General features: G+C 68.3%; 14 protein-coding genes. 6 read left to right on the top strand and 8 right to left on the bottom strand.

Annotated elements, in window-relative coordinates:
* Window positions 1–152 precede the first annotated feature (152 nt).
* Window positions 153–3,236, bottom strand: a complete 3,084-nt coding sequence (locus ACFW6D_RS16810; RefSeq protein ID WP_379329063.1) for an ATP-dependent RNA helicase — start codon at window positions 3,234–3,236, stop codon at window positions 153–155.
* Window positions 3,237–3,396: 160 nt separating this feature from the next.
* Here ACFW6D_RS16810 and ACFW6D_RS16815 point away from each other — a divergent pair, with 160 nt between their 5' ends.
* Window positions 3,397–4,011 (top strand): LysE family translocator, encoded by a 615-nt coding sequence (locus ACFW6D_RS16815; protein ID WP_379329064.1) that lies wholly within the window; start codon window positions 3,397–3,399, stop codon window positions 4,009–4,011.
* Window positions 4,012–4,068: 57 nt separating this feature from the next.
* Here ACFW6D_RS16815 and ACFW6D_RS16820 read toward each other — a convergent pair whose 3' ends face one another.
* Window positions 4,069–5,157 carry a 3-deoxy-7-phosphoheptulonate synthase gene (locus tag ACFW6D_RS16820; protein ID WP_379329066.1) on the bottom strand — a complete coding sequence of 363 codons (1,089 nt, stop codon included), beginning with the start codon at window positions 5,155–5,157 and terminating at the stop codon, window positions 4,069–4,071.
* A 293-nt stretch (window positions 5,158–5,450) separates the two neighbouring features.
* On the opposite strand from ACFW6D_RS16820, the gene ACFW6D_RS16825 reads away from it, so the two are divergent.
* Entirely contained in the window at window positions 5,451–6,260 is an 810-nt protein-coding gene (locus ACFW6D_RS16825) for an NmrA family NAD(P)-binding protein (RefSeq protein WP_379329068.1), read from the top strand.
* Window positions 6,261–6,494: 234 nt separating this feature from the next.
* On the opposite strand, the gene ACFW6D_RS16830 is transcribed toward ACFW6D_RS16825, so the two are convergent.
* The 3 genes from ACFW6D_RS16830 to ACFW6D_RS16840 form a co-directional block, all read right to left on the bottom strand.
* Window positions 6,495–6,965 (bottom strand): carboxymuconolactone decarboxylase family protein, encoded by a 471-nt coding sequence (locus ACFW6D_RS16830; RefSeq protein ID WP_379329070.1) that lies wholly within the window; start codon window positions 6,963–6,965, stop codon window positions 6,495–6,497.
* Window positions 6,966–7,042: 77 nt separating this feature from the next.
* On the bottom strand, window positions 7,043–7,906 hold the full coding sequence (locus ACFW6D_RS16835) for an oxidoreductase (RefSeq protein ID WP_379329072.1): 864 nt from the start codon (window positions 7,904–7,906) through the stop codon (window positions 7,043–7,045).
* Window positions 7,907–7,942: 36 nt separating this feature from the next.
* On the bottom strand, window positions 7,943–11,968 hold the full coding sequence (locus ACFW6D_RS16840) for an AMP-binding protein (RefSeq protein WP_379329074.1): 4,026 nt from the start codon (window positions 11,966–11,968) through the stop codon (window positions 7,943–7,945).
* A gap of 411 nt (window positions 11,969–12,379) precedes the next feature.
* Here ACFW6D_RS16840 and ACFW6D_RS16845 point away from each other — a divergent pair, with 411 nt between their 5' ends.
* A complete protein-coding gene (locus tag ACFW6D_RS16845; RefSeq protein ID WP_379329277.1) occupies window positions 12,380–14,131 on the top strand; it encodes a (2,3-dihydroxybenzoyl)adenylate synthase in 1,752 nt (583 codons plus the stop codon).
* A gap of 139 nt (window positions 14,132–14,270) precedes the next feature.
* Here the strand turns inward: ACFW6D_RS16845 and ACFW6D_RS16850 are convergent, their stop codons facing one another.
* Together ACFW6D_RS16850 and ACFW6D_RS16855 are read right to left on the bottom strand one after the other, a co-directional pair.
* The gene (locus ACFW6D_RS16850) at window positions 14,271–15,527 is read right to left on the bottom strand and encodes a salicylate synthase (RefSeq protein WP_379329279.1); all 1,257 of its coding nucleotides are present in this window, start codon (window positions 15,525–15,527) and stop codon (window positions 14,271–14,273) included.
* A gap of 114 nt (window positions 15,528–15,641) precedes the next feature.
* A complete protein-coding gene (locus ACFW6D_RS16855; protein WP_379329076.1) occupies window positions 15,642–16,418 on the bottom strand; it encodes a DUF2127 domain-containing protein in 777 nt (258 codons plus the stop codon).
* A 164-nt stretch (window positions 16,419–16,582) separates the two neighbouring features.
* Here ACFW6D_RS16855 and ACFW6D_RS16860 point away from each other — a divergent pair, with 164 nt between their 5' ends.
* From ACFW6D_RS16860 to ACFW6D_RS16870, 3 genes are all read left to right on the top strand, one after another.
* Window positions 16,583–19,000 carry a glycerol-3-phosphate 1-O-acyltransferase gene (locus ACFW6D_RS16860; RefSeq protein WP_379329078.1) on the top strand — a complete coding sequence of 806 codons (2,418 nt, stop codon included), beginning with the start codon at window positions 16,583–16,585 and terminating at the stop codon, window positions 18,998–19,000.
* Window positions 19,000–20,412, top strand: a complete 1,413-nt coding sequence (locus ACFW6D_RS16865; protein ID WP_379329080.1) for a 1-acylglycerol-3-phosphate O-acyltransferase — start codon at window positions 19,000–19,002, stop codon at window positions 20,410–20,412. The genes ACFW6D_RS16860 and ACFW6D_RS16865 overlap by 1 nt, the downstream gene beginning before the upstream one ends.
* A gap of 83 nt (window positions 20,413–20,495) precedes the next feature.
* Window positions 20,496–20,930, top strand: a complete 435-nt coding sequence (locus tag ACFW6D_RS16870; RefSeq protein ID WP_379329082.1) for a DUF6069 family protein — start codon at window positions 20,496–20,498, stop codon at window positions 20,928–20,930.
* 163 nt (window positions 20,931–21,093) lie between these two features.
* On the opposite strand, the gene ACFW6D_RS16875 is transcribed toward ACFW6D_RS16870, so the two are convergent.
* Window positions 21,094–21,810, bottom strand: coding sequence for a polyprenol monophosphomannose synthase (locus tag ACFW6D_RS16875; RefSeq protein WP_379329084.1), 717 nt, complete (start codon window positions 21,808–21,810; stop codon window positions 21,094–21,096).
* Window positions 21,811–21,821: the final 11 nt, after the last annotated feature.

Consider the following 21,821-nt stretch of genomic DNA (forward strand, 5'->3'; position numbering starts at 1 on the left):
CGGACGGTATCGCGATGGGGTCACCCGGCCAGGCATGTTCGGGGTAGCGGCCGACAGCCAGGATCGGCGGCCGCCGACTCGGCGGGCGGTGCCTCGATGGGCGGGGATCGTGGTGGGGTCCCGGCCAGACATGTTCGGGTGACGGAGGACAGTCAGGGTCGGCGGTCGGCGGCTCGGCGGACGGTGCCTCGGTGGGCGGGGATGGTGGTGGGGTCTTCGGGCCAGGCGTGTTTGGGGTAGCGGCCGCGTAGGTCGGCGCGGACCTGGGGCCAGCCGTTTTGCCAGAAGGAGGCCAGATCGGCGGTGACGGCGACGGGGCGTTGGGCCGGGGAGAGCAGGTGGAGCAGGATCGTGGCGCGTCCGTCGGCGAGGGTGGGCGGGAGGGTCCAGCCGAAGATCTCCTGGACTTTGACCGCGAGGACCGGTTGGTCGGCGGAGTAGTCGAGGCGGACGCGGCTGCCGGAGGGGACCTCGAGGCGTTCGGGGGCCAGTTCGTCGAGGCGGGCGGCGGCGGGCCATGGGAGGAGACGGCGAAGGGCGGTGCCCGCGTCGATGCGGGCGAGGTCGGAACGTCTTCGGGCCGTGGACAATTCGGGGCCGAGCCAGGAGTCGAGGTCGGCGAGGAGGGCGTCGTCGACGGCGGGCCATGGGGCGCCGAGCGTGCGGTGCAGGAAATCGAGGCGTTGACGCAGGTTGCGGGCATCATCGTGCCACCTCAACAGGCTCAGCCCTTCCACCTGAAGTCCTTGCCGCACAGCCTGTTCCACCAACCGCGCATCCGGCTGACGTATCGGCTTCTCCGACAGGACGATCGCGCCCAGCCGTTCCACCCGCCGAGCCACCACATCACCGCCGTCCCACCGCACCTCGTCGGCCACCACCACCAAACCCGGCGCGGCCTCCCGCGCGAGTTCTTCATCCGCGATGGCCGCCAGCCTGATTCGCCCCTCGGCCCGCCCGGGATCCCGATCAGCCACCGCCACCGCAAGCCACTCCGCCGCGGCCAATCCCGAACCCGGCGGCAGCGTCACCGCGGTGCCGCCGGCCATCAGATAGGTAGATGACCCGCTCGCCCGCCGACGTGCCAACCGCTCCGGCTGCGCCAGTGCGATCAACAGTGCGGCGACATCCGTTCCGAACCGGGCCTCGTCACCGCCGGTGACACGCTCCCGTCCGCCACGGGAACCCGCCACCGAGCCGCCGCCGACCCCAGTCCGTTCCCGCGAATCGGGCCGACCGATACCTGACCGTCTCTCCACACCACCGACATCTGGCCGGTCGGAACGCTCCGCACCTGACGAAACATCCGCCCGCGCACCACCGGCCCCTGGCCGGCCCCCACCTGGTGAAACATCCGCCCCAGCATCGCTGACAGATCGTTGGTCACGACCCGACGAAACATCCGCTCGCGCACCGCCAGCACCTGGTCGGTCCCCACCTGACGAGGCATCCTTCCGCGCCCCGCTGACATGTGGCTGATCACGGCTGTCGACTGCGGTGGTGCTCGTGACGAGGCGCGTCAGGCGTTGGACTTCGCGGGTCCAGCGGGGTGGGCGTTCGGTGCGGAGGGTGCGTAAGGCTGCCGTCGCGTCGACGGTGTTGGCGAGGGAGTCATCGTCCATCAGGACCACCATTTCGGCGGCGGCTTTCGCGCCGACTCGGGCGGTGCCGTCGAGGAGGGCGCGGGCGAGGCGGGGGTGCAGGCCGAGGGCTGCCATGTCCTTGCCGCGCGGGGTGATGCGGTCGGCGTCGTCCAGCGCACCGAGGGCGCGCAGGACGGTCCGGGCCGCGGTGAGGCCGCCTTGCGGTGGGGCGTCCCACCAGGCGAGGGCGGTGCCGTCGGGGGTGCCCCAGCAGGCCAATTCCAGTGCGAGGCGGGTGAGTTCGGCGGTGCGGATCTCGGGTTCCGGGTAGGCGGGCAGGGTTTGGTGTTCGTATTCGGGCCAGCAGCGCCAGGTGTGGCCGGGGGCTTCGCGGCCCGCGCGACCCGCGCGTTGTTCGGCGACAGCGGCCGAAACACGCACTGTCGCAAGGCCGGACAGGCCACGGCGGTGGTCGACGCGGGAGACCCGGGACAGCCCGGAGTCGACGACCGCGCGAACACCGGGGACGGTGAGGCTGGATTCGGCTACGGCAGTGGACAATACGACCCGTCGCCGCGCCCCTTCTCGCAGCGCGAGATCCTGGGCCGCACTCGCGAGCCGCCCATGCAGGGGCACCACGTCGACGCCGTCGAGATCGCGCAACAGCCCTGCGGTGCGGTTGATCTCGCCGACACCGGGCAGGAAAACGAGCACATCACCGTCGATGGCGGCCAGCGCCGTGCGGGTGGCGCGCGCGACCTGCGCTTCGATCCGCTCACGAGGAAGTCCGGGAACATAGTCGACCTGAACCGGATAGGTCCGCCCGCGAACCTCCAGAACAGGAGCCCGAGAACCGTCGACCGCGGGCGAGCCGGGAGCCCTCGCGACCGGCACCGAATCAACGACAGACCCCGAGCTCACAACCACCTCCGGCGCCGAATACACGTCGGCCTCCACTGCGGGGCCCGGAATCCCCACTCCCGAACCCGCGCCCGGATCAGCACCCAGGCCAGAACCCGCGCCCGACCGTGCCCGCGATGCGGAATCAATATCTGACCCCACAGCACCGCCCGAAATCCCCGCGCCAGCGGCCGACCCTACGTGCGATGCCGACCTCGCGTCCCCATGCATCCCCGAACCGAGCAGTTGTGCCAGCCGATCCGCCGCCACCGTTGCCGAGGTGGCCAGTATTCGCAGGTCAGGCCGCAATCCTGAGCGTGCGTCGAGCAACAAAGCCAGCAGCAGGTCCGCATCGAGATGCCGCTCGTGACATTCGTCGAGCACCACCGTCCCCACCCCGGCCAACTCCGGATCGCTCTGTAACCGCCGCACCAACAACCCCGAGGTCACCACCTCGATCCGCGTCCGCGCCCCCACCTTCCGATCCCCCCGCACCGAGTACCCCACGGTCTCCCCCACCCGCTCCCCGAGCAACGCCGCCATCCGCGCCGCCGCCGCCCGCGCCGCCAACCGCCGAGGCTCGGCCACCACGATCCGCCCCGACGATCCGGCGGCCAGAGCCAACGGAACCAACGTCGTTTTGCCTGTTCCAGGCGGCGCGACAAGCACAGCGACACCGTGCTCGGCCAAGGTGCCGACGATCTCGTCCAGCGCGGGCCGCACCGGCAGGTCGGGCAGATCAGGCAGCTTCATCCCCACCAGTCTCCCCGACAGACCCCGTCGACCCCGCACTGGACAGTTGATCACCATGCTGTGGTGGCGTTCCGAGCGCCGAAATACTTACCTGAGAGCATGGTGATCACCCGTCCAGAAAGGTGCGCGGGGGACGCGAGGGGCGGTTACCCTGCGGGAGATGAGCATCGAGTTCGCGTTGACCACGCTTGTCATCGTCGCCACTCCGGGGACCGGGGTTCTGTTCACGTTGGCGGCTGGGCTTTCTCGGGGGACGAGGGCGAGTGTGATCGCCGCGTTCGGGTGCACGTTGGGGATCGTTCCGCACATGGTCGCGGCGATCACCGGGCTGGCCGCATTGTTGAACACCAGTGCGGTCGCGTTCCAGACAGTGAAGTATCTCGGCGTCGCGTATCTGCTCTATATGGCGTGGAATACGTTGCGGGACAAAGGCGCACTCGCGATTCCGGAGGAAGGCTCGGCGCAACCGTCGGCGCGGCAGGTGATCACCTCGGCGGTGCTGCTGAATATCTTGAACCCGAAGCTGACGATCTTCTTTTTCGCGTTCCTGCCCCAGTTCGTCCCGACCGGAGCGCCGAATGCGCTGGGCCGCATGCTCGAACTCAGTGGGTTGTTCATGCTGGCGACGTTCGTGGTGTTCGCCGGTTATGGGGCGGTCGCCGCCGCGATACGCACCTATGTGCTGTCACGCCCGATGGTGGTTCGGTGGATGCGGCGGGTGTTCGGTGTTTCGTTCGTCGCCCTCGCGGGACGCCTCGCGGTGCAGAACCAGTAAAGCCCCCGGACAGCAGTGCGGGCCCCGGAATCCGAGGCCCGCAGGTGCAGTCGACAACTATCCGCGACGTGTCGCCACGGCGTCGGCCAGGCGGTCGAGCTGGGTGGCGGTGGTGTTCCAGTCGATGCACGCGTCGGTGATGGACTGGCCGTAGGTGAGCTCGTCGGACTTGCCGAGAGTCAGGTCCTGGCGGCCTGCGACGAGGAAGGACTCCAGCATCACGCCGACCACGCCCTGCTCGCCCGCGGCGATGCGGTCGGCGATGTCGGTGACCACGTCGACCTGCTTGTTGTGGTCCTTGTTGCTGTTGCCGTGGCTGGCGTCGACGACCAGGCGCTGGGCCAGCGACGACTTCTCCAGGCGCAGCTTGGCCTCGGCGCAGGAGGCGGCGTCGAAGTTGGTGCCGTTGCTGCCGCCGCGCAGGATGACGTGGCAGTCGGGGTTGCCCGAGGTGCGGATCAGCGCGGAGCGGCCGTCGAGGTCGGTGCCGGGGAAGACATGGCTGGCGGCGGCGGCGCGCACACCGTCGACCGCGACCTGCACGTCACCGTCGGTACCGTTCTTGATGCCGACCGGCATCGACAGCGCACTCGAGAGCTGGCGGTGCACCTGGCTGGCGGCGGTGCGGGCGCCGATCGCGCCGTAGGAGACCAGGTCGGCGATGTACTGCGGGGTGATCGGGTCGAGGAATTCACACGCGACGGGCAGGCCGAGGGCGGTGATGTCGACGAGCACCTTGCGGCCGATGCCGAGGCCGGTGTTCACGTCGAACGAGCCGTCCAGGTGGGGATCGTTGATCAGACCCTTCCAGCCAAGGGTGGTGCGCGGCTTCTCGAAGTACACGCGCATCACGATGTGCAGCCGGTCGCTCAGCTCGGCGGCCTTCTCGGCCAGCTTGCGGGCGTATTCCAGCGCGGCGGCGGGGTCGTGCACCGAACACGGACCGACGATCACCATGAGGCGGTCGTCGTCGCCGTTGAGCACGTCGACGGTGGCCTTACGGCCCGAACGCACGGTGTCGGCGAGCTCGTCGGTGATCTGGTGGACCAGGCGGACCTCGGCGGGCGAGCGCAGAGGGCTCACGCTGAGGGTGCGCTGGTCGTCGAGGTCAGAATGCCGCGAGTCGACATCGGCTGCGGTGGTCATGAGATGTGGGTCCTTTGCGTTAGAAGGCCGACCCACGGAATTTCGCTACCGTCGAGCCGGGCGTTATCCGGCTCGAGGTGGGGGAAGTCAGCGCGCAGGGTCGCAGACCGGCCCACCCAGGGCCGGATAGCTAAACCAGAAATATGCGCGCTGCATGCCGTGGACTGTACCACCGGTAAAACGTCGCAGGGGCGGCCATGGTTGCCCGGAGTGCGGACCGTCACATCACCACCGGCCTTGACCTCAACCTTGCTCGAGCTCCTAGCGTCGCGGTCGAGGAAAGGAAATCGACTGTGACAACACTGGTTACGGGCGCGACCGGCAATACCGGCCGCCAGGTAGTACGCGAACTCGTCAGCCGCGGCGAGAAGGTCAGGGCGGTGACTCGCGATGCCGATTCGGCCCGCGCGCTCCTCGGCTCCGAGGTGGAACTGTTCACCGGCACGCACAACATTCCGTCGACGCTCGACGATGCCTGGCACGGCGTCGACCGACTGCACGTAACGGTGACCAACGGGCTCGCCGAGGTCGGTGCTGAACTGATCGGCAAGGCGGTCGACGCGGGCGTGCGGCGGATCACCGTCGTGTGGGGTGGCGGGGTCGGGCCGGTCGAAACGGCCATCGCCGATTCGGGGGTGGAGTGGACGCGGCTCGAACCGCAGGAGTTCATGGCGAACACGCTGACCTGGATCGATCCGATCCGGACCCAGGGCGTCGTGCGTGAGCCGTACGCGCATCCGAGCGCGTTGGTGCACGAGGCCGATATCGGGGCGGTCGCCGCCGTCGCCCTGCTGGAAGACGGGCATTCGGGTCGTGCGTACAACCTCACCGGGCCACAGGCGCTCACCCCGCAGGAACGGTTGGCGATCCTGTCGGACGCCGCCGGTCGCGAGATCGCCTTCGCCACGATCACCCACGCACAGGCGGTCGAACGACTCGTGGCGACGGGCGTATCCCAGGCCGACGCGGACTACGTCATCGGCTGGTACGCCGAGTCGAGCCCCGAGTCCTACACGGTCGACCCGACGATCGAACAGATACTCGGCCGCCCCGCACGCACCTTCGAGCAGTGGGCAGCCGAGCACGCGCACCGGTTCCGCTGAGCTCGCACCCGACCCCGTCGGGCTGCGATCGAGCCGGTCTCCAGCCGCCAACCTCACAGGGGGTGACGGGCTGCGATCGAGCCGGTATCAGGCGGCCCACCGTCGCGCAGCGGGCCGCCAGCACCGTTCACCTCGCAGTCTCGACGCTGGTCAATTGATCACAGGCAACCATGGCGGCATCGCCCGAGAAGGAAAAACCACCAAAGCCTGGTGATCAACCGTCCAGTGGCCGTCTCAGCCCCACTGGCCGGGGACGTAGTCGCCTGCGGGGGTGTGGGCGATCGCGTTGAGGCGGTTCCAGGCGTTGATCAGGGCGATGGCGGCGATCAGGGCGGCGATCTGGTCGTCGTCGTAGTGCTTGCGGACCTGGTCGAAGGTGTCGTCGCTGACGTGGCCGCCGTCGGCGGTGCGGGTCGCCTCCTCGGTGAGCGCGAGGGCGGCCCGTTCCGCTTCGGTGAAGACGTTGGTCTCGCGCCAGGCGGCGACCAGGTTGATCCGCACCGAGGTTTCGCCCGCGTGCGCGGCGTCCTTGGTGTGCATGTCGACGCAGTAGCTGCAGCCGTTGATCTGCGAGGCCCGGATCTTCACCAGTTCGTAGGTGGACTTGGGCAGCGGCGAATCGTCGATCACCTTGCCCGCCATGACCATTCGCTTGCTGAAGCTCGTGGTGACGGCGTTGCCGTAGAGGTTGAAGCGCGCTTCCATGATGACTCCTTCGTCGTGGGTTCTACCGAGATGACGAAGTAGCCGTCCGCAGTGTGACGTCGGGTGACGCCGATCACTCAGATGAGTCCGCAGAGCTTCTCGGAGAGCTCCCACAATTCGGCCGCGACCTCGCGATCTCTGGCCGTCGGCGCGCTTCCGGCGAGGCCGGGGTTGCCGCGCAGGCCGAGGAAGCCGTCGGGGCCGTAGAACGCGCCGGGCACCACGTCGGCGGTGGCGGCGAATAGCGTGGGCAGCGCGCCCTGGGCGGCGTTCTGGGCGAATGCGCGGTTGCCCAGCCACATGATCGCGTCCTGGACGGACTCGGTGTGCGACATGAGTTCGGTCGCGGCGTAACCGGGATGCGCGGCCACCGAGATCACCGCCGAACCCTCACCGGCCAGTCGGCGCTGGAGTTCGTAGGCGAACATCAGGTTGGCCAGTTTGGACTGGCCGTAGGCGAGCCAGCGGTCGTAGCCGCGCTGCTCCCAGTTGGGGTCGGCCAGATTGATCTTGCCGATGCGGTGCGCGACGCTCGACACCGTCACCACACGATCGGTGACACGGTCGAGCAGCAGGTTGGTGAGCGCGAAGTGGCCGAGATGGTTTGTGCCGAACTGCATTTCGAAGCCGTCGGCGGTGCGGCGCAGCGGCAGCGCCATCACGCCCGCGTTGTTGATCAGCACGTCGACGCGCTCGATCTCATCGGTGAAGGAGCGCACCGAATTCAGGTTCGCCAGATCGAGTTGCCGAACCTCGGTCCGACCGGGCATTCCCGCCGCTACCCGCTCGGCCTTGGCGGTATCTCGACAAGCCAGGATCACCCGCGCACCCGCCTCGGACAGCGCCCGCGCGGTCGCGGCGCCGAGACCACTGTTGGCGCCGGTGACGATGATGGTGCGGCCGGTCTGGTCGGGCAGGTCTGCGGTACTCCACTTGCTCACTGGCAAAAGTCTAGCGACGCAGGGGGAATGCGCGAATCAGGACTGCGCGAGGACCTCCTCGTCGGTCATCGCGGCGACTTCGAGATACATGGTGGCGACGAGTTCCAACCTGCCCACCTCGCCGGAGTCCGCTTCCCGCTTCGACATTCGGGCTGCGAGGCCTTCGACGGTGCGGGCGGTGAACAGGTCGGCGACGACGGTGTCGGGCGCGTCGAGCCACTCGCGGATGCGGGCGACGGCGGTGGTGGCGAGCACCGAATCGCCACCGAGAGCGAAGAAGTCGTCGGTGACACCGATCCGCTCGGCTTCCAGCACCTCGGCGACGACCGCGGCGAGCGCGCGTTCGAGATCCGTGCGCGGCTCGACGAATTCTGCTGCGCTCTCGTCCTTTTCGAGCACCACGCGGATTGCCTTGCGGTCCGGCTTGGCATTCGGGGTGAGTGGGAGTTCGGGCAGCAGTTCCAGGCGCGTCGGCACCATGTACGACGGGACCAGCTCGGCGGTCGCGGCGAGGACGGCGTCGACGTGCAGGGTGACGCCGGGGGTCGGCACGACCAGGGCGACCAGCTTGGGCGCGGCCTTGCCGACCACCGCGGCCACCGCGTGCCGGACGCCGGGGATCGCGCGCAGAGCACTTTCCACCTCGCCGAGTTCGACCCGGTAACCCCGGATCTTGACCTGGTGGTCGGCGCGGCCGAGGAACTCCAGGCCGCCGTCAGGCAGGTAGCGGGCCAGGTCACCGGTGCGGTACCAGCGCAGACCCTCGTGGGTGACGAAACGGTCCCGCGTGCGTTCCGGGTCGCCGCGGTAGCCGGCGGCCACACCGTCCCCACCGATCCACAGCTCACCGCTGACCCAGTCGGGGCAGTCGTTGCCCGCCGGGCCGACGACGCGGCACTGCACATTGCGCAGGGGGGTGCCGTAGGGGACGGCGGTCCATTCGGCGGGGACCTGGGCGTTCACGACCTCGCAGATGGTGGAGTGGATGGCGGTTTCGGTGGCGCCGCCGAGTCCGGCGAAACGGCTGTTCGGGGCGACTGCGGCCAGGCGCGTGGGCAGGGCGGTGTCGACCCAGTCGCCGCCGAGGATCACCGCACGCAGGGACTCGAGGGGCATGGCCGCGTGTTGCGGCTGCTGCGTGGCGAGCGACGCCGGACGGGGGTCGCTCGAAGCGGATTGCGGCTGCTGCGTGGCAAGCGACCCCGGGCGGAAGTCGCTCGACGCGGCCGCGTGCTGCGGTGAGTGGGGGGCGTCCGGGGTTGCGGTGAGCAGCATGTCCAGCAGGCTCGGGACGCAGTTGACCAGCGAAACCTGGTGGCGGCGAATCAGTTCCACCCAGACGGCGGGGTCGGTGCGCTGGGTGTCGTCGACGGTGACCACGGCGCCGCCTGCGGCGAGGAGGCCGAAGATGTCGTAGACGGAGAGGTCGAATTCGAGGGCCGAGAGGGCAAGTGCCCGGTCGGTGGGGCCGAGGTCGAAGCGTTCGTTGAGGTCGTCGATGGTGTTCATGGCGGCGCGGTGCGGCACCTCGACGCCCTTGGGCTTGCCGGTGGAGCCGGAGGTGAACAGCACGTAGGCGATGTTCTCCGGATCGCCGAAGACGGGGCGCGCCAACGGTTGCGCGTGCGTACGAGCTTGCGCAAGGTCGACCACCCTGGCATCGGCGATCTGCGCGCCGCCGACAGTGAGCACGGCGACCGCGTCTGCGGTACCGAGGATTTCGGCGCGGCGGGCGGCGGGCTGATCGAACCCGATCGGCACGTACACCGCACCAGCGGCGAGCACGCCGAGCACCGCGACGATCTGGTCGGGGCCCTTCGGGAGCTGCACGGCAACCGAATCACCCGGTGTCACACCGGCTTCCCGCAACGCACCGGCCACAGCCAACGCATCTGCGGCAAGCTCGCCGTAGGTCAGCTGACCCGCGGGCTCCCAAAGCACTGCGGGCGCAGACGGATTCGTCGCCGCGTTCGCGAAGAACCCGGTGTGCAGCAGACCTCCGCCGACCGGCCCCGCGGTGGCGTTCACGCGCGCCCGAGTCGCGGCTTGCTCCACCGGAATTCGCACCCCGGCCTCGGCCTGCCACCCCGCCTCACCGGCGACGGTACGAGCGTGAACATCGATATCCTCCGGAGCCTCGCCGACTGCTGCGCCGGCGGATATTGCAGCCGATCCGGTGACCGTGGTGTCGGTGTGGGTTGGCCCGCCCAGGCGTTCGATGGCTTCGAGGTAGCGGGTGAACATGGCGTCGACCATGCCTGCGGGGAAGGCGGATTCGCGGATGTCCCAGTTCAGCAGGAGGCCGCCGCGGACCTCGGTGATCTGGGCGTCGAGGAGGACCTGGGGGCCCTGGGAGATGATCCAGACGGGCTCACCGAAGGTGTCGGTGACGATGTCGGGGAAGAGTTCGCCGAGGTTGAGGGCGCTGGTGTAGACGATGGGGGCCAGCACCGGTTCGCCGCGGTGGCGGCCCAGGTCTCGCAGGACTTCCAGGCCGGAGTAGGCGGAGTGGGCGCCTGCTTCGTGGAGGCGGTGCTGGAGGGCGCGGGCGCGGTCGGCGACGGTGGCGGGCTCGGTGACGTCGACTTCGAGCAGGACCGAGGAGGTGAAGTCGCCGACGACGCCGTCGACCTGCGGGTGCACCGGTTCACGGTGGAACAGCGGCAGATTCAGCAAGAAGCGACGCTGGGCCGACCAGCCGCCGATCGTCTCGGCGAACACCGAGGCCAGTGCCATCGCCGGGGTGATGCCGCGCGCGTGGGCGGCATCGAACACCTGGGCCTTGGCTTGTGGGGAAAGCCAGTGGTGCAAGCGGACGGTACGGGTGGGATCCGAGATGTGCTGGGCCTGAGGAAGTTCCGGCGCACCGGGCATATCCGCCAGCCGCTCCTGCCACCAGGCTCGGTCGCGCGCGCGTTCGTCGGCAATGGAGCCCACGGTTTGCTGACGAACGGCAGCCTGATCCATCGGGCGGCCCGCCCCGTCGCGCAGGTGGGGCGGAGCGCTGCTCAACTGGCGATCCACCCCGTCACCCGACGGAGCGGCGGCACTGTCGAGCTGGCGGCCTTCCTCGTCCCCCGACAGATGAGCCGCAACGTCGTCCAGCTGGCGGCCCGCCGCACCACCCGGCAGATGAGCCGCCGCATTGTCCAACTGGCGGCCCGTCGCGCTGTCGGACAGGTACTGGCGGAAGGTGTAGTCCTGGGGTGGGAGTTGTTCGCCGTGGTAGAGGCGGGCCAGGTCGGTGATGAGGATGCGGTAGCTCATCGCGTCGGCGGCGAGCATGTCGACGTCGAGGTGCAGGCGGGTGCGGCCGTTGGGGAGGCGGGTGAGGGCGATATCGATCACCTGGCCGTCTTCGACCGCCATGCGCTGGTGGGTGCGGGCGTTGCGCGATTCCTCGAGGCGCTGCTCGGCTTCCTCGGCGGAAGCTTCGCGCAGGTCGGTGACGCCGAAGACCGCGCGGCCGGGGCGGTCGAGGGTCTGCTGGGTGCCGTCGGGCAGGAAGCGGGTGCGCAGCATGGGATGGCGCGACAGCAGTTGTTCGACGGCCCGCTCGAGCCGCTCGGGATACACATCGGAACCGTCGAATTCGACATACAGGTGCGCCGCGACCCCACCGAGCTCCTGCGCGTCGGACCGCCCGATCCAGTACGCGTGCTGCATGGGCGCGAGCGCGAAGGGAGTGCCGTCGTCGGGGACGATCGCGGATTCGATGGCGGCAGAAACTAACTCGACGGCATCTTTCGCTGCCGCTAGATCCTCGGCGTCGGCTGCATCCCGCGTCTCGGCGAGTGCTGCCAGGTCCTCAGGGTCGGCGCCGTTGAGGAGGGCGTGCCAGGCGTCGACGGTGGGGTGGGCGGCGAGGAGGGCGAAGTTCACGGGGATGCCGCGTTTGCGCCAGGCGCCTGCGAGCTTCATGGTGCGGATGGAGTCGAGGCCGAGTTGGATCAGGTCGTCGGCGTCGGCGACGGCTTCGGGGGTGATGTCGAGGTGGCGGGCGATCGCGGCGCGGATCTCGGCGCGGTCGATCCCGGGGCCGCCTGCGGGTACTGTCTCCATCTGCCGATCACTCCTTGCTCGCCGCCCATCGCCGGACGGAGTCGGTACTGCTCAGCGGCAGCCTACTCGATGAGATAGGGTTGCCTAACCTCTAACGGTCACTCTTGGCGTGGATCACACCCGGGCCGCCTCGCTCAGCGCGTGCACCGCCGGCAGGCGAGAATCGTGACCGAGAAGCACCCGAACGCCCCGACCACAGCACACGCGGCGCGGGCCCACCGCACTACAGACGCGGCACGCGCCGCCGAACAACAGCACACGCGGCGCGGGCCGACCGAACACCGACAAGGCATCAGCTGCCGACCAACTGCACACGCGGCCTAGCCGCCAACAACAGCACGCGGCCCCCGCCGCCGAACAACAGCACACGCGGCCTAGCCGCCGAGATTCAGTGAGGCAGTCGTGACGTCGATGTCGACAACAGACCACCGCGAGGGCTACGTCCCGTTCCCGGACGACGCCGCACAGGAGTATCGCTCGGCCGGTTATTGGACCGGGCGCACGCTCGGCGATCTGTTGCGCGACACCGCGCGCACCCAGCCGGAGCGACCGGCCGTGCTCAGCGAGACCGTGCAGACCTACGCCGAACTCGACGCCGCTGCCGATCGGATGGCGCACGGTCTGCTCGCACTCGGCATCAATCCCGGCGACCGGGTGATCGTGCAGTTGCCGAACATTCCCGAGTTCGCGACGGTGCTGTTCGGTGTGCTGCGCGCGGGCATCATCCCCGTCCTCACCCTGCCCGCGCACCGCCGCGCCGAGATCGAGCACCTGGCCGCACTGTCCGACGCGGTCGCCTACCTCATCCCCGACCGCCTCGGTGACTTCGACTACCGAGAACTCGCGGCAGTGGTGCGGCAGGCGGTGCCGAACCTGCGCCACGTGCTGGTGGCAGGCGATCCGGGCACGGCGCCACCGAACCTGCACCACGTGCCGGTAGTCGACGAACCGGGCACGGAAGTGCAGCAGGCTGCGCCGCACCTGCACCGCGTGGCAGCGGCGGGCGCAGTCTCCGCAGCGCCTGCGACCCTGACCGTCGACGGCGACCCGTCACACTTCCTCGCTCTCGATTCGATTGCGCGCGACGGTGATTCGCTGCCCACGATCGACCCCGCCGACATCGCCGTCATGCTCGTCTCCGGCGGCACCACCGGCCTACCGAAGCTGATCGCCCGCACCCACGACGACTACGTCTACAACGCCACCGCCAGCGCGCAGGTCTGCGAGCTCACCGCGGACGACGTCTACCTCACGACTCTGCCTGCGGCACACAACTTTCCGCTGGCCTGCCCCGGCATTCTCGGCACGGTCGCGACCGGCGGCGCTATCGCGTTCACCCTCGACCCGAGCCCGGAGGCGGCGTTCGCCGCGATCGAGAAGCACCGGGTGACCGTCACCGGCGTCGTTCCGCCGCTGGCCCAATTGTGGAGTGCGGCAGTGGATTGGGAGGATGCCGATCTGGGTTCGCTGCGCCTGTTGCAGGTGGGTGGGGCGCGGCTGGCCGAGGTGAACGCCCGCGACGTGGAGCCCGCGCTGAGCTGCACCTTGCAGCAGGTGTTCGGAATGGCGGAGGGGCTGCTCAACTACACGCGACTCGACGACGACAAAGAACTCGTCTGCACCACCCAGGGCCGACCGCTCTCCCCCGCCGACGAACTGCGCATCGTCGACGCCGACGGCAACGACGTCGCCCAGGGCGAGGAAGGCGAACTGCTCACCCGCGGCCCCTACACGCTGCGCGGGTATTACCGTGCGCCAGAACACAATGCGCGCGCCTTCACCCCCGACGGCTTCTATCGCAGCGGCGACCTCGTCCGCCAACTGCCCAGCGGTCACCTGATCGTGAGCGGCCGGATCAAGGACGTGATCAACCGCGGCGGCGAGAACATCTCCTGCGACGAACTCGAGGAGCACCTGCTCGCCTACCCCACGGTCCGCCATGCCGCGGCGGTCGGCATCCCCGATGCCTCGCTGGGCGAAAAAGCCTGTGTCGTCCTGGTTGTCACCGGCGAGCTACCGACCCTCGGTGAGATCAAAACCTTCCTCACCGAACGCGGCCTGGCCACCTACAAGCTCCCCGACCTTGTCCGACAGGCAGATTCACTACCGATCACCGCCGTCGGCAAGATCGACAAGAAAGCCTTGCGCGCCCTACACGGCTGAGTAACAACTGATTTCGCACGAACATGGGTAACTCACCGAGTACGGGCCAACTGGTCCCGCCCCAAAAAGCATGCCGCGTCGCCACCTCTCCCCGCACCTGAGCCTGGCTCGAGTACCCGGAGAGGCGGAACAGCACAGCTCAAGCCTTGACGACGTAAGGCGCTACGCTGCCGAGCTTTTCGCAGGTCTCCTCGAACTCACGCTCGGGCCGTGACTGCCCCACGATCCCCGCACCCGCACGCAACCACGCACCCTCACCGGTCTGATAGACAGCCCGCAGCACCAGCGTCGCCTCCAAAGCACCGGTCGGCGAAACACACACCACCGCACCGGAATACAGACCACGCGGATCGTGATCGTTGCGGAACACCGAGTCGACCCCGGCCTGCTTGGGAATGCCGGAGGCGGTCACCGACGGGAACAGCACCTCGAGCGCGTCCCAGGCGGTGCGGTCGGCGGCCAGGGTGCCGCGCACGGTGGAGGCCAGGTGCTGCACGCTGCCGCGCTCGCGCACCGCCATGAAATCGGATACGGCGGAGGTGCCGGGCACGGCCACCGCCGCGATCTCGGCGAACGAGGTCTGCACCGAAATCGCGTGTTCCACGATCTCTTTCGGGTCTGCCAGGAGCTCGGCGCGGGCGGCGTCGTCGGCCTCGGTGCCGAGCCCGAAGGCGCGCGTACCCGCAAGCGGTTCGGTGGTGACGATGCGGTCGTCGTCGACCGAGGCCACCAGCTCCGGGCTGAACCCGGCCGCTTCGAGCCCACCGAGGCGCAGCAGAAACGAGCGGGCAGGCGTGTTGTTGGCCCGGCCGAGGCGGTAGGTCGCGGGCACGTCCACCGCGAACGGCAGCTCGACCTTGCGCGACAGAATCACCTTTTGATAGTCGCCCGCCTGAATTTCGGCGACAGCGGAGGCGACCCGCTGCTCGTAACCGGTCGGGTCGGGCCGCACGTCGACCGCCGTCGCGACCGGCAGCTCGACACCCTGCGAACCGGCGATCAGGTCGTGAATGTCACACGCCTCGTTCGGGGTGGCGCCGCTGATCCGGACGCCGGTGTCGTCGATGCGCACCTCGACCCGCGGAATCATCAGGTGCGCCAGCGAGTCGAGCGGGTTGAGATAGTGGGTCGCCGACAGCGAGTAGGCACAGAATTCGAAGCCGATCCAGCCGTAGGCATTGCGGCCATCGAGCGGCAGGCTCGCCAGCGCGGTGTCGATGGCGGTGGCGGGACTCCCGGTCCACGCGCGCGCGGTGGTCTCGCATGCCCAGACGGTGCGCAGCTCACCGGCGTCGAGTTCCACGCTGCCGAGCGGATCGGCGGCGAACACCCACGCATCGGGCTGCTCGTACATCACGTACTCACCGAACCGATCGGAAGCGGCCAGACGGGACATCGCTGCCGCCGGATCAGTCACATACTCGACCCGTACGGGCTGTTCCGTCGACGACAACGATCCTCCAAGATAAAGCGAACCTAATGCTCGGTTAGGTTAGCATTACCTGCGCGTTTAGCCAGATCGGTGCGGGGTATTCTTCGCCACTGCCGCGCGCTCCACACTGAGCAGACTCGCCTCGCTGTGCTCGCGGTGATACGCCGCCCACCCGCCGCGCACCCCGAAAAGCCGCTTGCGCCACACCAGCCAGACCACCGCCGCGAGATTGACCGACAGCGCCACCACCTTGAACACCGTCACCCGCTCGATCAGCTCGTAGATCTCGAGCGGCAGGAACACGCTCGTCGCGATCACCGACAGATACTCACCCCACCGCTTCGACAGCCACAGCCCCACCGCCTCGACGAAGTGCAGTGCCGAGTACCAGAACAGGAAGATCGCGATGAGCAGCAGCGTCGTGCCCGACAGCGCGAACAGCTCGTCGGCCCAGTGCACGAGGTGTGAGTTGTCGAGATTCCAGCCGATCTGGTCGGCGAACGGTTTCAGCAGGGGAACATCGCGGCCGAAGCTCTCGCGCAGGCTCTGCCTGTCGGACCGGAAACGCAGCACCAGCAGGCCGCCTGCGAGCATCAGGACACCGTGGAAGCCGCGGTCGATCGCGAGCAGTTTCAGAATCCATCGGTCGCGCAGCAACTGTCCACGCGGTACCTCCGGCGCCTCGTCGGCGGGGCCAGAACCCACCGGGTCACCTGGTACGAACGTCCCACACCGCAGGCACCGCCACGCCGTCCCGGCCACCGTTTTCACATGCAGCCGGTCGCGCAGATCCGGCTCGTCGGGCGCGTAGGTGTAGTGCCCGTGCCAGCTACAGGTGCGCAGAGCCCAGTCCATCCGGCGAGCATAATCGGCACCGACGCGAAGCGGCCCTCAGTCTTTTGCGCATGGCCGGAGCGAAGGCGGAGGTACGCGTAAGCCGGTGCCGCTCGCGCCCCCGGGCAACGCGCGGTATCGGAGAGTTCGATGCGCCGAACCCGTTCTGCGGCTTCAATGGAGGAATGATCGACAAAGGTGGGCGGCGCGGCCCGCAGGCAGACTCGGTGGTCGCCCTGGTCGACGCGGCCTCCGCCGTGGAACGCGAAGTGATCGGCGACTGGATCGCCAGGGGTGGTCTCGGCGACGAGATCGACTCGACGGCCCCGGTGACCCAACTCGACCTCGACGCGAAAGCCATCACCAAACGCCTGGTGAACCGGCACGACGACCCACTGGTGGTGCCGGTCCGAGTGCTGTGGCTGCCGCCCGAACGCGACGGTGTACGCCGGGTGACCTTCGCCGACCTCGCGATGGGCACCAATCCACGCAAACCCAACCGGCTCGTCCAGCGCAGGCTGCTGCGCACCGACCCCGACCGGCACCGTGTTCTCGTCGGCACCCCCGCCCGGCTCAGCGCGCTGCGCACGAACAATGCCGAGGCGGCGGCGCTGATGCGGGCGGGCTCGGCCGACCCGTTCGCGCGTGCGGTGGTGCGTGCCGCGGTGGTGGCGCTCGAACGCGCCGAACGCACCGTGATCGGCGACCGCTACAAGGTGCCGCAACTGGTGGCCGAGGAGATCCTCGACTCCCCCGAATTCCAGCGCAAACTCGACTACATCGCTGACGAGATCGGCTCCGAGCCCGACCAGGTGTATCGCAACGCCGAGAAGGCGCTGCGTGAGCTGGTCGCCGCGCAGAGCCGACTGGTCTCGGACCTTTTCACCCAGGCGATGCGACCGGTGCACGCCTCGACCTGGAAGGTCGACACCGACCTGCGCGGCCTCGACGCGCTGCGCACCCTCAATCGCAAGCACCCGCTGGTGTTCCTGCCCTCGCACCGCTCCTACGTGGACGCGTTCGTGCTCGGTGACGTGCTGGCGCGCAACGACTTTCCGCCCAACCACGTGATCGGCGGCGCGAACCTCAACTTCTGGCCGATGGGCCCGATCGCGCGACGCACCGGCACGGTCTTCATCCGGCGCAGCTTCGGCGACGACGAGGTGTACAAGGCGGTCGTCGAGGAGTACTTCGCCTACCTGCTGGCCAAGCGCTTCAATATGGAGTGGTACTTCGAGGGCGGCCGCACCAGAACCGGCAAGCTGCGCCCACCGCGCTACGGTCTACTGAATTACCTTGCCGCCGCGGTCCGTTCGCGTCGGGTCGACGATGTGATGCTGGTGCCGGTCTCGATCACCTATGAGCGACTCAACGAGCTGGGGGCGATCGCGAGCGAGCAATCCGGTGGCAAGAAAAAGGCGGAGGGCCTTGGCTGGCTCGCCAGATATGTTCGCAGCCAGCAGCATTCGGCCGGACGCGTGTATGTGCGCTTCGGCGAGGCTATTTCGGCGCGCGAGCGGCTGGGCGTGCACGGCGACCCGCTCGATCCGCGGCCGGTGACCATTCCGCTGCGTGACACCGAGACCGGCTCCGCCAGCGTGCCCGACGAGAAAGCCGTAGCCGATGCCGAGCACAAAGCGGTGCAGCGCTTGGCTTTCGACGTCGCGGTCGGTATCAATGCCGTCACCCCGATCACCGTCAACGCGCTGGTCACCCTGGCCCTGCTCGGTGTGCACGAACGCGCTCTCACCCTGGGTCAGGTGCGCACCGTGCTCGACCCGGTGCTCGGCTACATCGCCCAGCGTGAGCTCCCCGCCGGTGAACTCTCCAAGCTGCGTGACGAACAGGGCCTGCGGGTGGTGCTCGAACAGCTCGCGCTGGCGGGGGTCGTCACCGTGTATCGCGGTGGGCTGGAACCGGTGTACGCCATCGAGCCCGGCGCGCACCTGGAGGCGGCGTTCTACCGCAACAGCGCGGTGCACTGGTTCGTCAACCGCGCCATCCTCGAACTGGCCGCGCTCACCGCGGTGGAACAGCCCGGCGACGACCCACTGCGTTCGGCCTGGAAGGCAGCGTTCGCGCTGCGCGATCTGCTCAAGTTCGAGTTCTTCTTCCCGGAACGGCAGGAGTTCGCCGCGCAGATCATCGAGGAGGTGCGCATCATCGTGCCCGAGTGGGACGAGCACACCCCCGACGACCGGCTCGATCGCCAATTCCTCGGCGCGGTCACCGAATCCGGGTTCGTGATGGCGCATCGCGTGCTTCGCTCGTTCTTCGACGCGCAGTTGGTGGTGGCCGAGCGCCTCGTCGCCCGGCCCACCGACGCCACGATCGACCGCAAGGAATTCATCGACGAGTGCGTGGCGGTGGGCAAGCAGATGCTGTTGCAGCAGCGGCTGCGCAGCTCCGAATCCGTGTCCTCGGAACTGTTCACCAGCGCATGGAAACTCGCTGACAATCACGGTCTCATCGCCCCGGCCGCCGAGGGTGAGGACGCCGAGTTGGTCCGCAAGCGTCAGGAATTCGCCGATGAGCTGCGCGACCTCAGCGATCGTATCGGGCGGGCGGCCTCGCTCGATCCGTCGAACAGGAACTCGATCTGATGAGCACAGTCACCGAAGCGGTGGCCGCGATCCGGTCCGGCCCGCAGGGTCCACAGGTCGTCGCCGTGTTCGATTTCGGGGGGACGGTCGTAGACGGGTTGCCGCGACGTGGGCTGGTACGCAAGGCATTCCGTCGCGACGACGACCGGACGGCGACCCTGGTCGGTGGTATCCAACGCGGCGGCAGCGACGGCGACTACGGGCGCTTCCTCCAGGAGGTCGAGCGGACCTGGGCGGGCACACCGGAGACCGAACTGGAGAAGCTGGGACGCAAGGCTTTCAGCAAGGAAATCTACGGACGCCTGTTCCCCGAGGCCTGGCAGCTCATCCGCACACACCAATTGGCCGGTCACACAGTGGTATTGGTCAGCGAGCTCACACGATTCCAGGTCGAACCCGTTGCCGAGCGGTTCGGCATAGAGCACGTGCGGACCACACGGCTCGCCGTGCAGGACGGGGAACTCACGGGCCATACCGACGGCGCACCACTGTGGCGCGCCGGGAAGTCCGCGGCGGTCACCGAGTTCGCGGCCGGGCGTGACATCGGCTACGTCTACGCCGACAGCGTCACCGACCTGACACTGTTGGCACTGGCCGAGCGGCCGACCGTGATCGACCCCGATCCCGCCCTGGCCGAGATCGCCGCCGAGAACGGCTGGCCCGCACTGACTTTCCGCCTCCGCCAAGCCCCACGCCTGGCCGACTACCTGCGCACCATCGCCGGATTCGCCGGACTCGTCGGCGGTGCGCTCGTCGGGATCGCACGCAAGTCCTACACGCGCAAGCGCCAGTCGATGGCCGACGCGCTCATGCACGACGCCACCACCGCCACCCTGCGCGCCATCGACGTGCAGCTACGTGTGGTCGGCATCGAAAACGCCAGGGCGCCGAGGCCCGCGGTGTTCCTGTTCAATCATCAGAGCCAGTTCGACGTGATCATCGTGCCCAAGGTCCTCGACGGCGCGGTGACCGGGATCGGCAAGAAGGAACTCGCCAATCACCCCCTGTTCGGGCCGTTGATGCGGTTCGTCGGCGTCACCTTCATCGACCGCACCAATACCGAGGCCGCCAAAGCCGCGCTGGCCCCGGTCATTTCGACCCTGCGCGACGGGTTGTCCATCGCGGTCGCCCCCGAGGGCACCCGTTCGTTCACCCCAGGGGTCGGGCCGTTCAAGAAGGGCGCCTTCCACATCGCCATCCAGGCGGGCGTGCCGGTGATCCCGGTGGTGCTGCGCAATGCGGGCGAAATCGCTTGGCGGGATTCACCTATCGCTCGCTCGGGCATCGTCGACGTGGCGGTATTGGAGCCGATCGACGTGTCCGACTGGGACCCGGCCGGCATGGACGACGAGGTCGAAGGCGTGCGGCGGCTGTTCGAGACCACCCTGCTGAACTGGCCGACCGAACCCTGAGAATATTCCTCGAGCTCAGGGCTTGACCTAAACAATTGTTCAGGTTTCATGATTGTTCTCATCACCGAATGAGGGAGAACATCATGACCACCACCACCGCCCCCACCACCTACACCGTCCCCGCACTGAACCGGCCCGTCGCCGTACTGGGTGCCGCTGTCGTCGCCGTCGTCGTGAACCTGATCATCTGGGCCATCGGCGCCGCCGCGGGTGGTTCGTTCGAGGTCACCATGGAGGGCAAGACCGAGTCCGTCGCACCCGGCGGCGTGATCCTGATGTCGACCGTGCCCGTACTGATCGGCCTCACGGTCGCGGTGCTGGTGTCCTACCTGTGGACCGGAGTACTGCGCACCGCCGCCGTGGTCGGCTCGGTGCTGGCGCTCGGGACCATCGTGATGACCGTCGACGCCGACTTCGACACCGCCTCCACCATCGCCCTGTCACTGATGCACGTGGCGCTGGTTCCGGTGTTGGTCATCGCCTTGGAAGGCGTTCGACGCCACCTCGCCGAACAGTAACCAAATGCGAACTGGCCCAGCCTCGACCTCGAGGCTGGGCCACAGGTTTCGCAAGCACATGGGTAACTCACCGGGTACCGGCTAACTCACCCACGCACCGAGTCTGGCCGCCGACGCAACTCGACCGGCGCCTAAGTCCGGCCTGAATACGCGGAGAGGCGGATCAGTGGCGGCCGAACAGCAGCTTCCACGGCATCATCGCCGACTCGAGCTGGATCTTCAGGCTCATCTTCGACGCGCCGATGGTGCGCTCCTCGAAACGGATCGGCACCTCCGCGATCGTGTGACCCTTCTTGATCGCGCGGTAGTTCATCTCGACCTGGAACGAGTAACCGTTGCTGCGGATCGACGCCACGTCGATATCGCGCAGGGTGCCGGCCTTCCACGCCTTGAAACCCGCGGTCGCGTCCTTCACACCGAGGCGCAGGATCAGGTTCACGTAGAAGTTCGCCCACGCCGACAGCGCCTTGCGGTACCACTTCCACTCCGCGGCGACCTCGCCACCGGGAACGTAGCGCGAGCCGAGCACGACGCCGACCTCCGGGGACGCCAGCTTCTCCAGCATCGACGGGATGACCTCGGCCGGATGCGACAGGTCGGCGTCCATCTGGATCACCACATCGGCGCCCTCGTCGAGCGCGGCGGTGATGCCCGCGATGTAGGCGCGGCCGAGGCCGTCCTTCTCCGTGCGGTGCAGCACGCTCACGACATTCGGCAGCTCAGCGGCCAGTTTGTCGGCGACGTCACCCGTGCCGTCGGGTGAATTATCATCTACGACCAACACGTGCAGATCGGACACCGGCAGAGCCGTCAGCCGCTCCACCGCCACCGGCAGATTTTCCCGCTCGTTGTAGGTCGGCACAACAACGGTAACCCTCAAGGGTCGCCCTC

It is taken from the genome of Nocardia sp. NPDC058705 (genome assembly GCF_042749305.1).
GTDB lineage: Bacteria > Actinomycetota > Actinomycetes > Mycobacteriales > Mycobacteriaceae > Nocardia.

What these genes read in the sequence shown, in the direction of transcription:
- ACFW6D_RS16865 (WP_379329080.1), top strand. Translation starts at nt 19,000, where the DNA reads ATGAGCACAGTCACCGAAGCGGTGGCCGCGATCCGGTCCGGCCCGCAG.
- ACFW6D_RS16845 (WP_379329277.1), top strand. Translation starts at nt 12,380, where the DNA reads ATGTCGACAACAGACCACCGCGAGGGCTACGTCCCGTTCCCGGACGAC.
- ACFW6D_RS16820 (WP_379329066.1), bottom strand. Translation starts at nt 5,157, where the DNA reads ATGACCACCGCAGCCGATGTCGACTCGCGGCATTCTGACCTCGACGAC.
- ACFW6D_RS16855 (WP_379329076.1), bottom strand. Translation starts at nt 16,418, where the DNA reads ATGGACTGGGCTCTGCGCACCTGTAGCTGGCACGGGCACTACACCTAC.
- ACFW6D_RS16860 (WP_379329078.1), top strand. Translation starts at nt 16,583, where the DNA reads ATGATCGACAAAGGTGGGCGGCGCGGCCCGCAGGCAGACTCGGTGGTC.
- ACFW6D_RS16810 (WP_379329063.1), bottom strand. Translation starts at nt 3,236, where the DNA reads ATGAAGCTGCCTGATCTGCCCGACCTGCCGGTGCGGCCCGCGCTGGAC.
- ACFW6D_RS16870 (WP_379329082.1), top strand. Translation starts at nt 20,496, where the DNA reads ATGACCACCACCACCGCCCCCACCACCTACACCGTCCCCGCACTGAAC.
- ACFW6D_RS16840 (WP_379329074.1), bottom strand. Translation starts at nt 11,968, where the DNA reads ATGGAGACAGTACCCGCAGGCGGCCCCGGGATCGACCGCGCCGAGATC.
- ACFW6D_RS16830 (WP_379329070.1), bottom strand. Translation starts at nt 6,965, where the DNA reads ATGGAAGCGCGCTTCAACCTCTACGGCAACGCCGTCACCACGAGCTTC.
- ACFW6D_RS16815 (WP_379329064.1), top strand. Translation starts at nt 3,397, where the DNA reads ATGAGCATCGAGTTCGCGTTGACCACGCTTGTCATCGTCGCCACTCCG.
- ACFW6D_RS16850 (WP_379329279.1), bottom strand. Translation starts at nt 15,527, where the DNA reads ATGTCCCGTCTGGCCGCTTCCGATCGGTTCGGTGAGTACGTGATGTAC.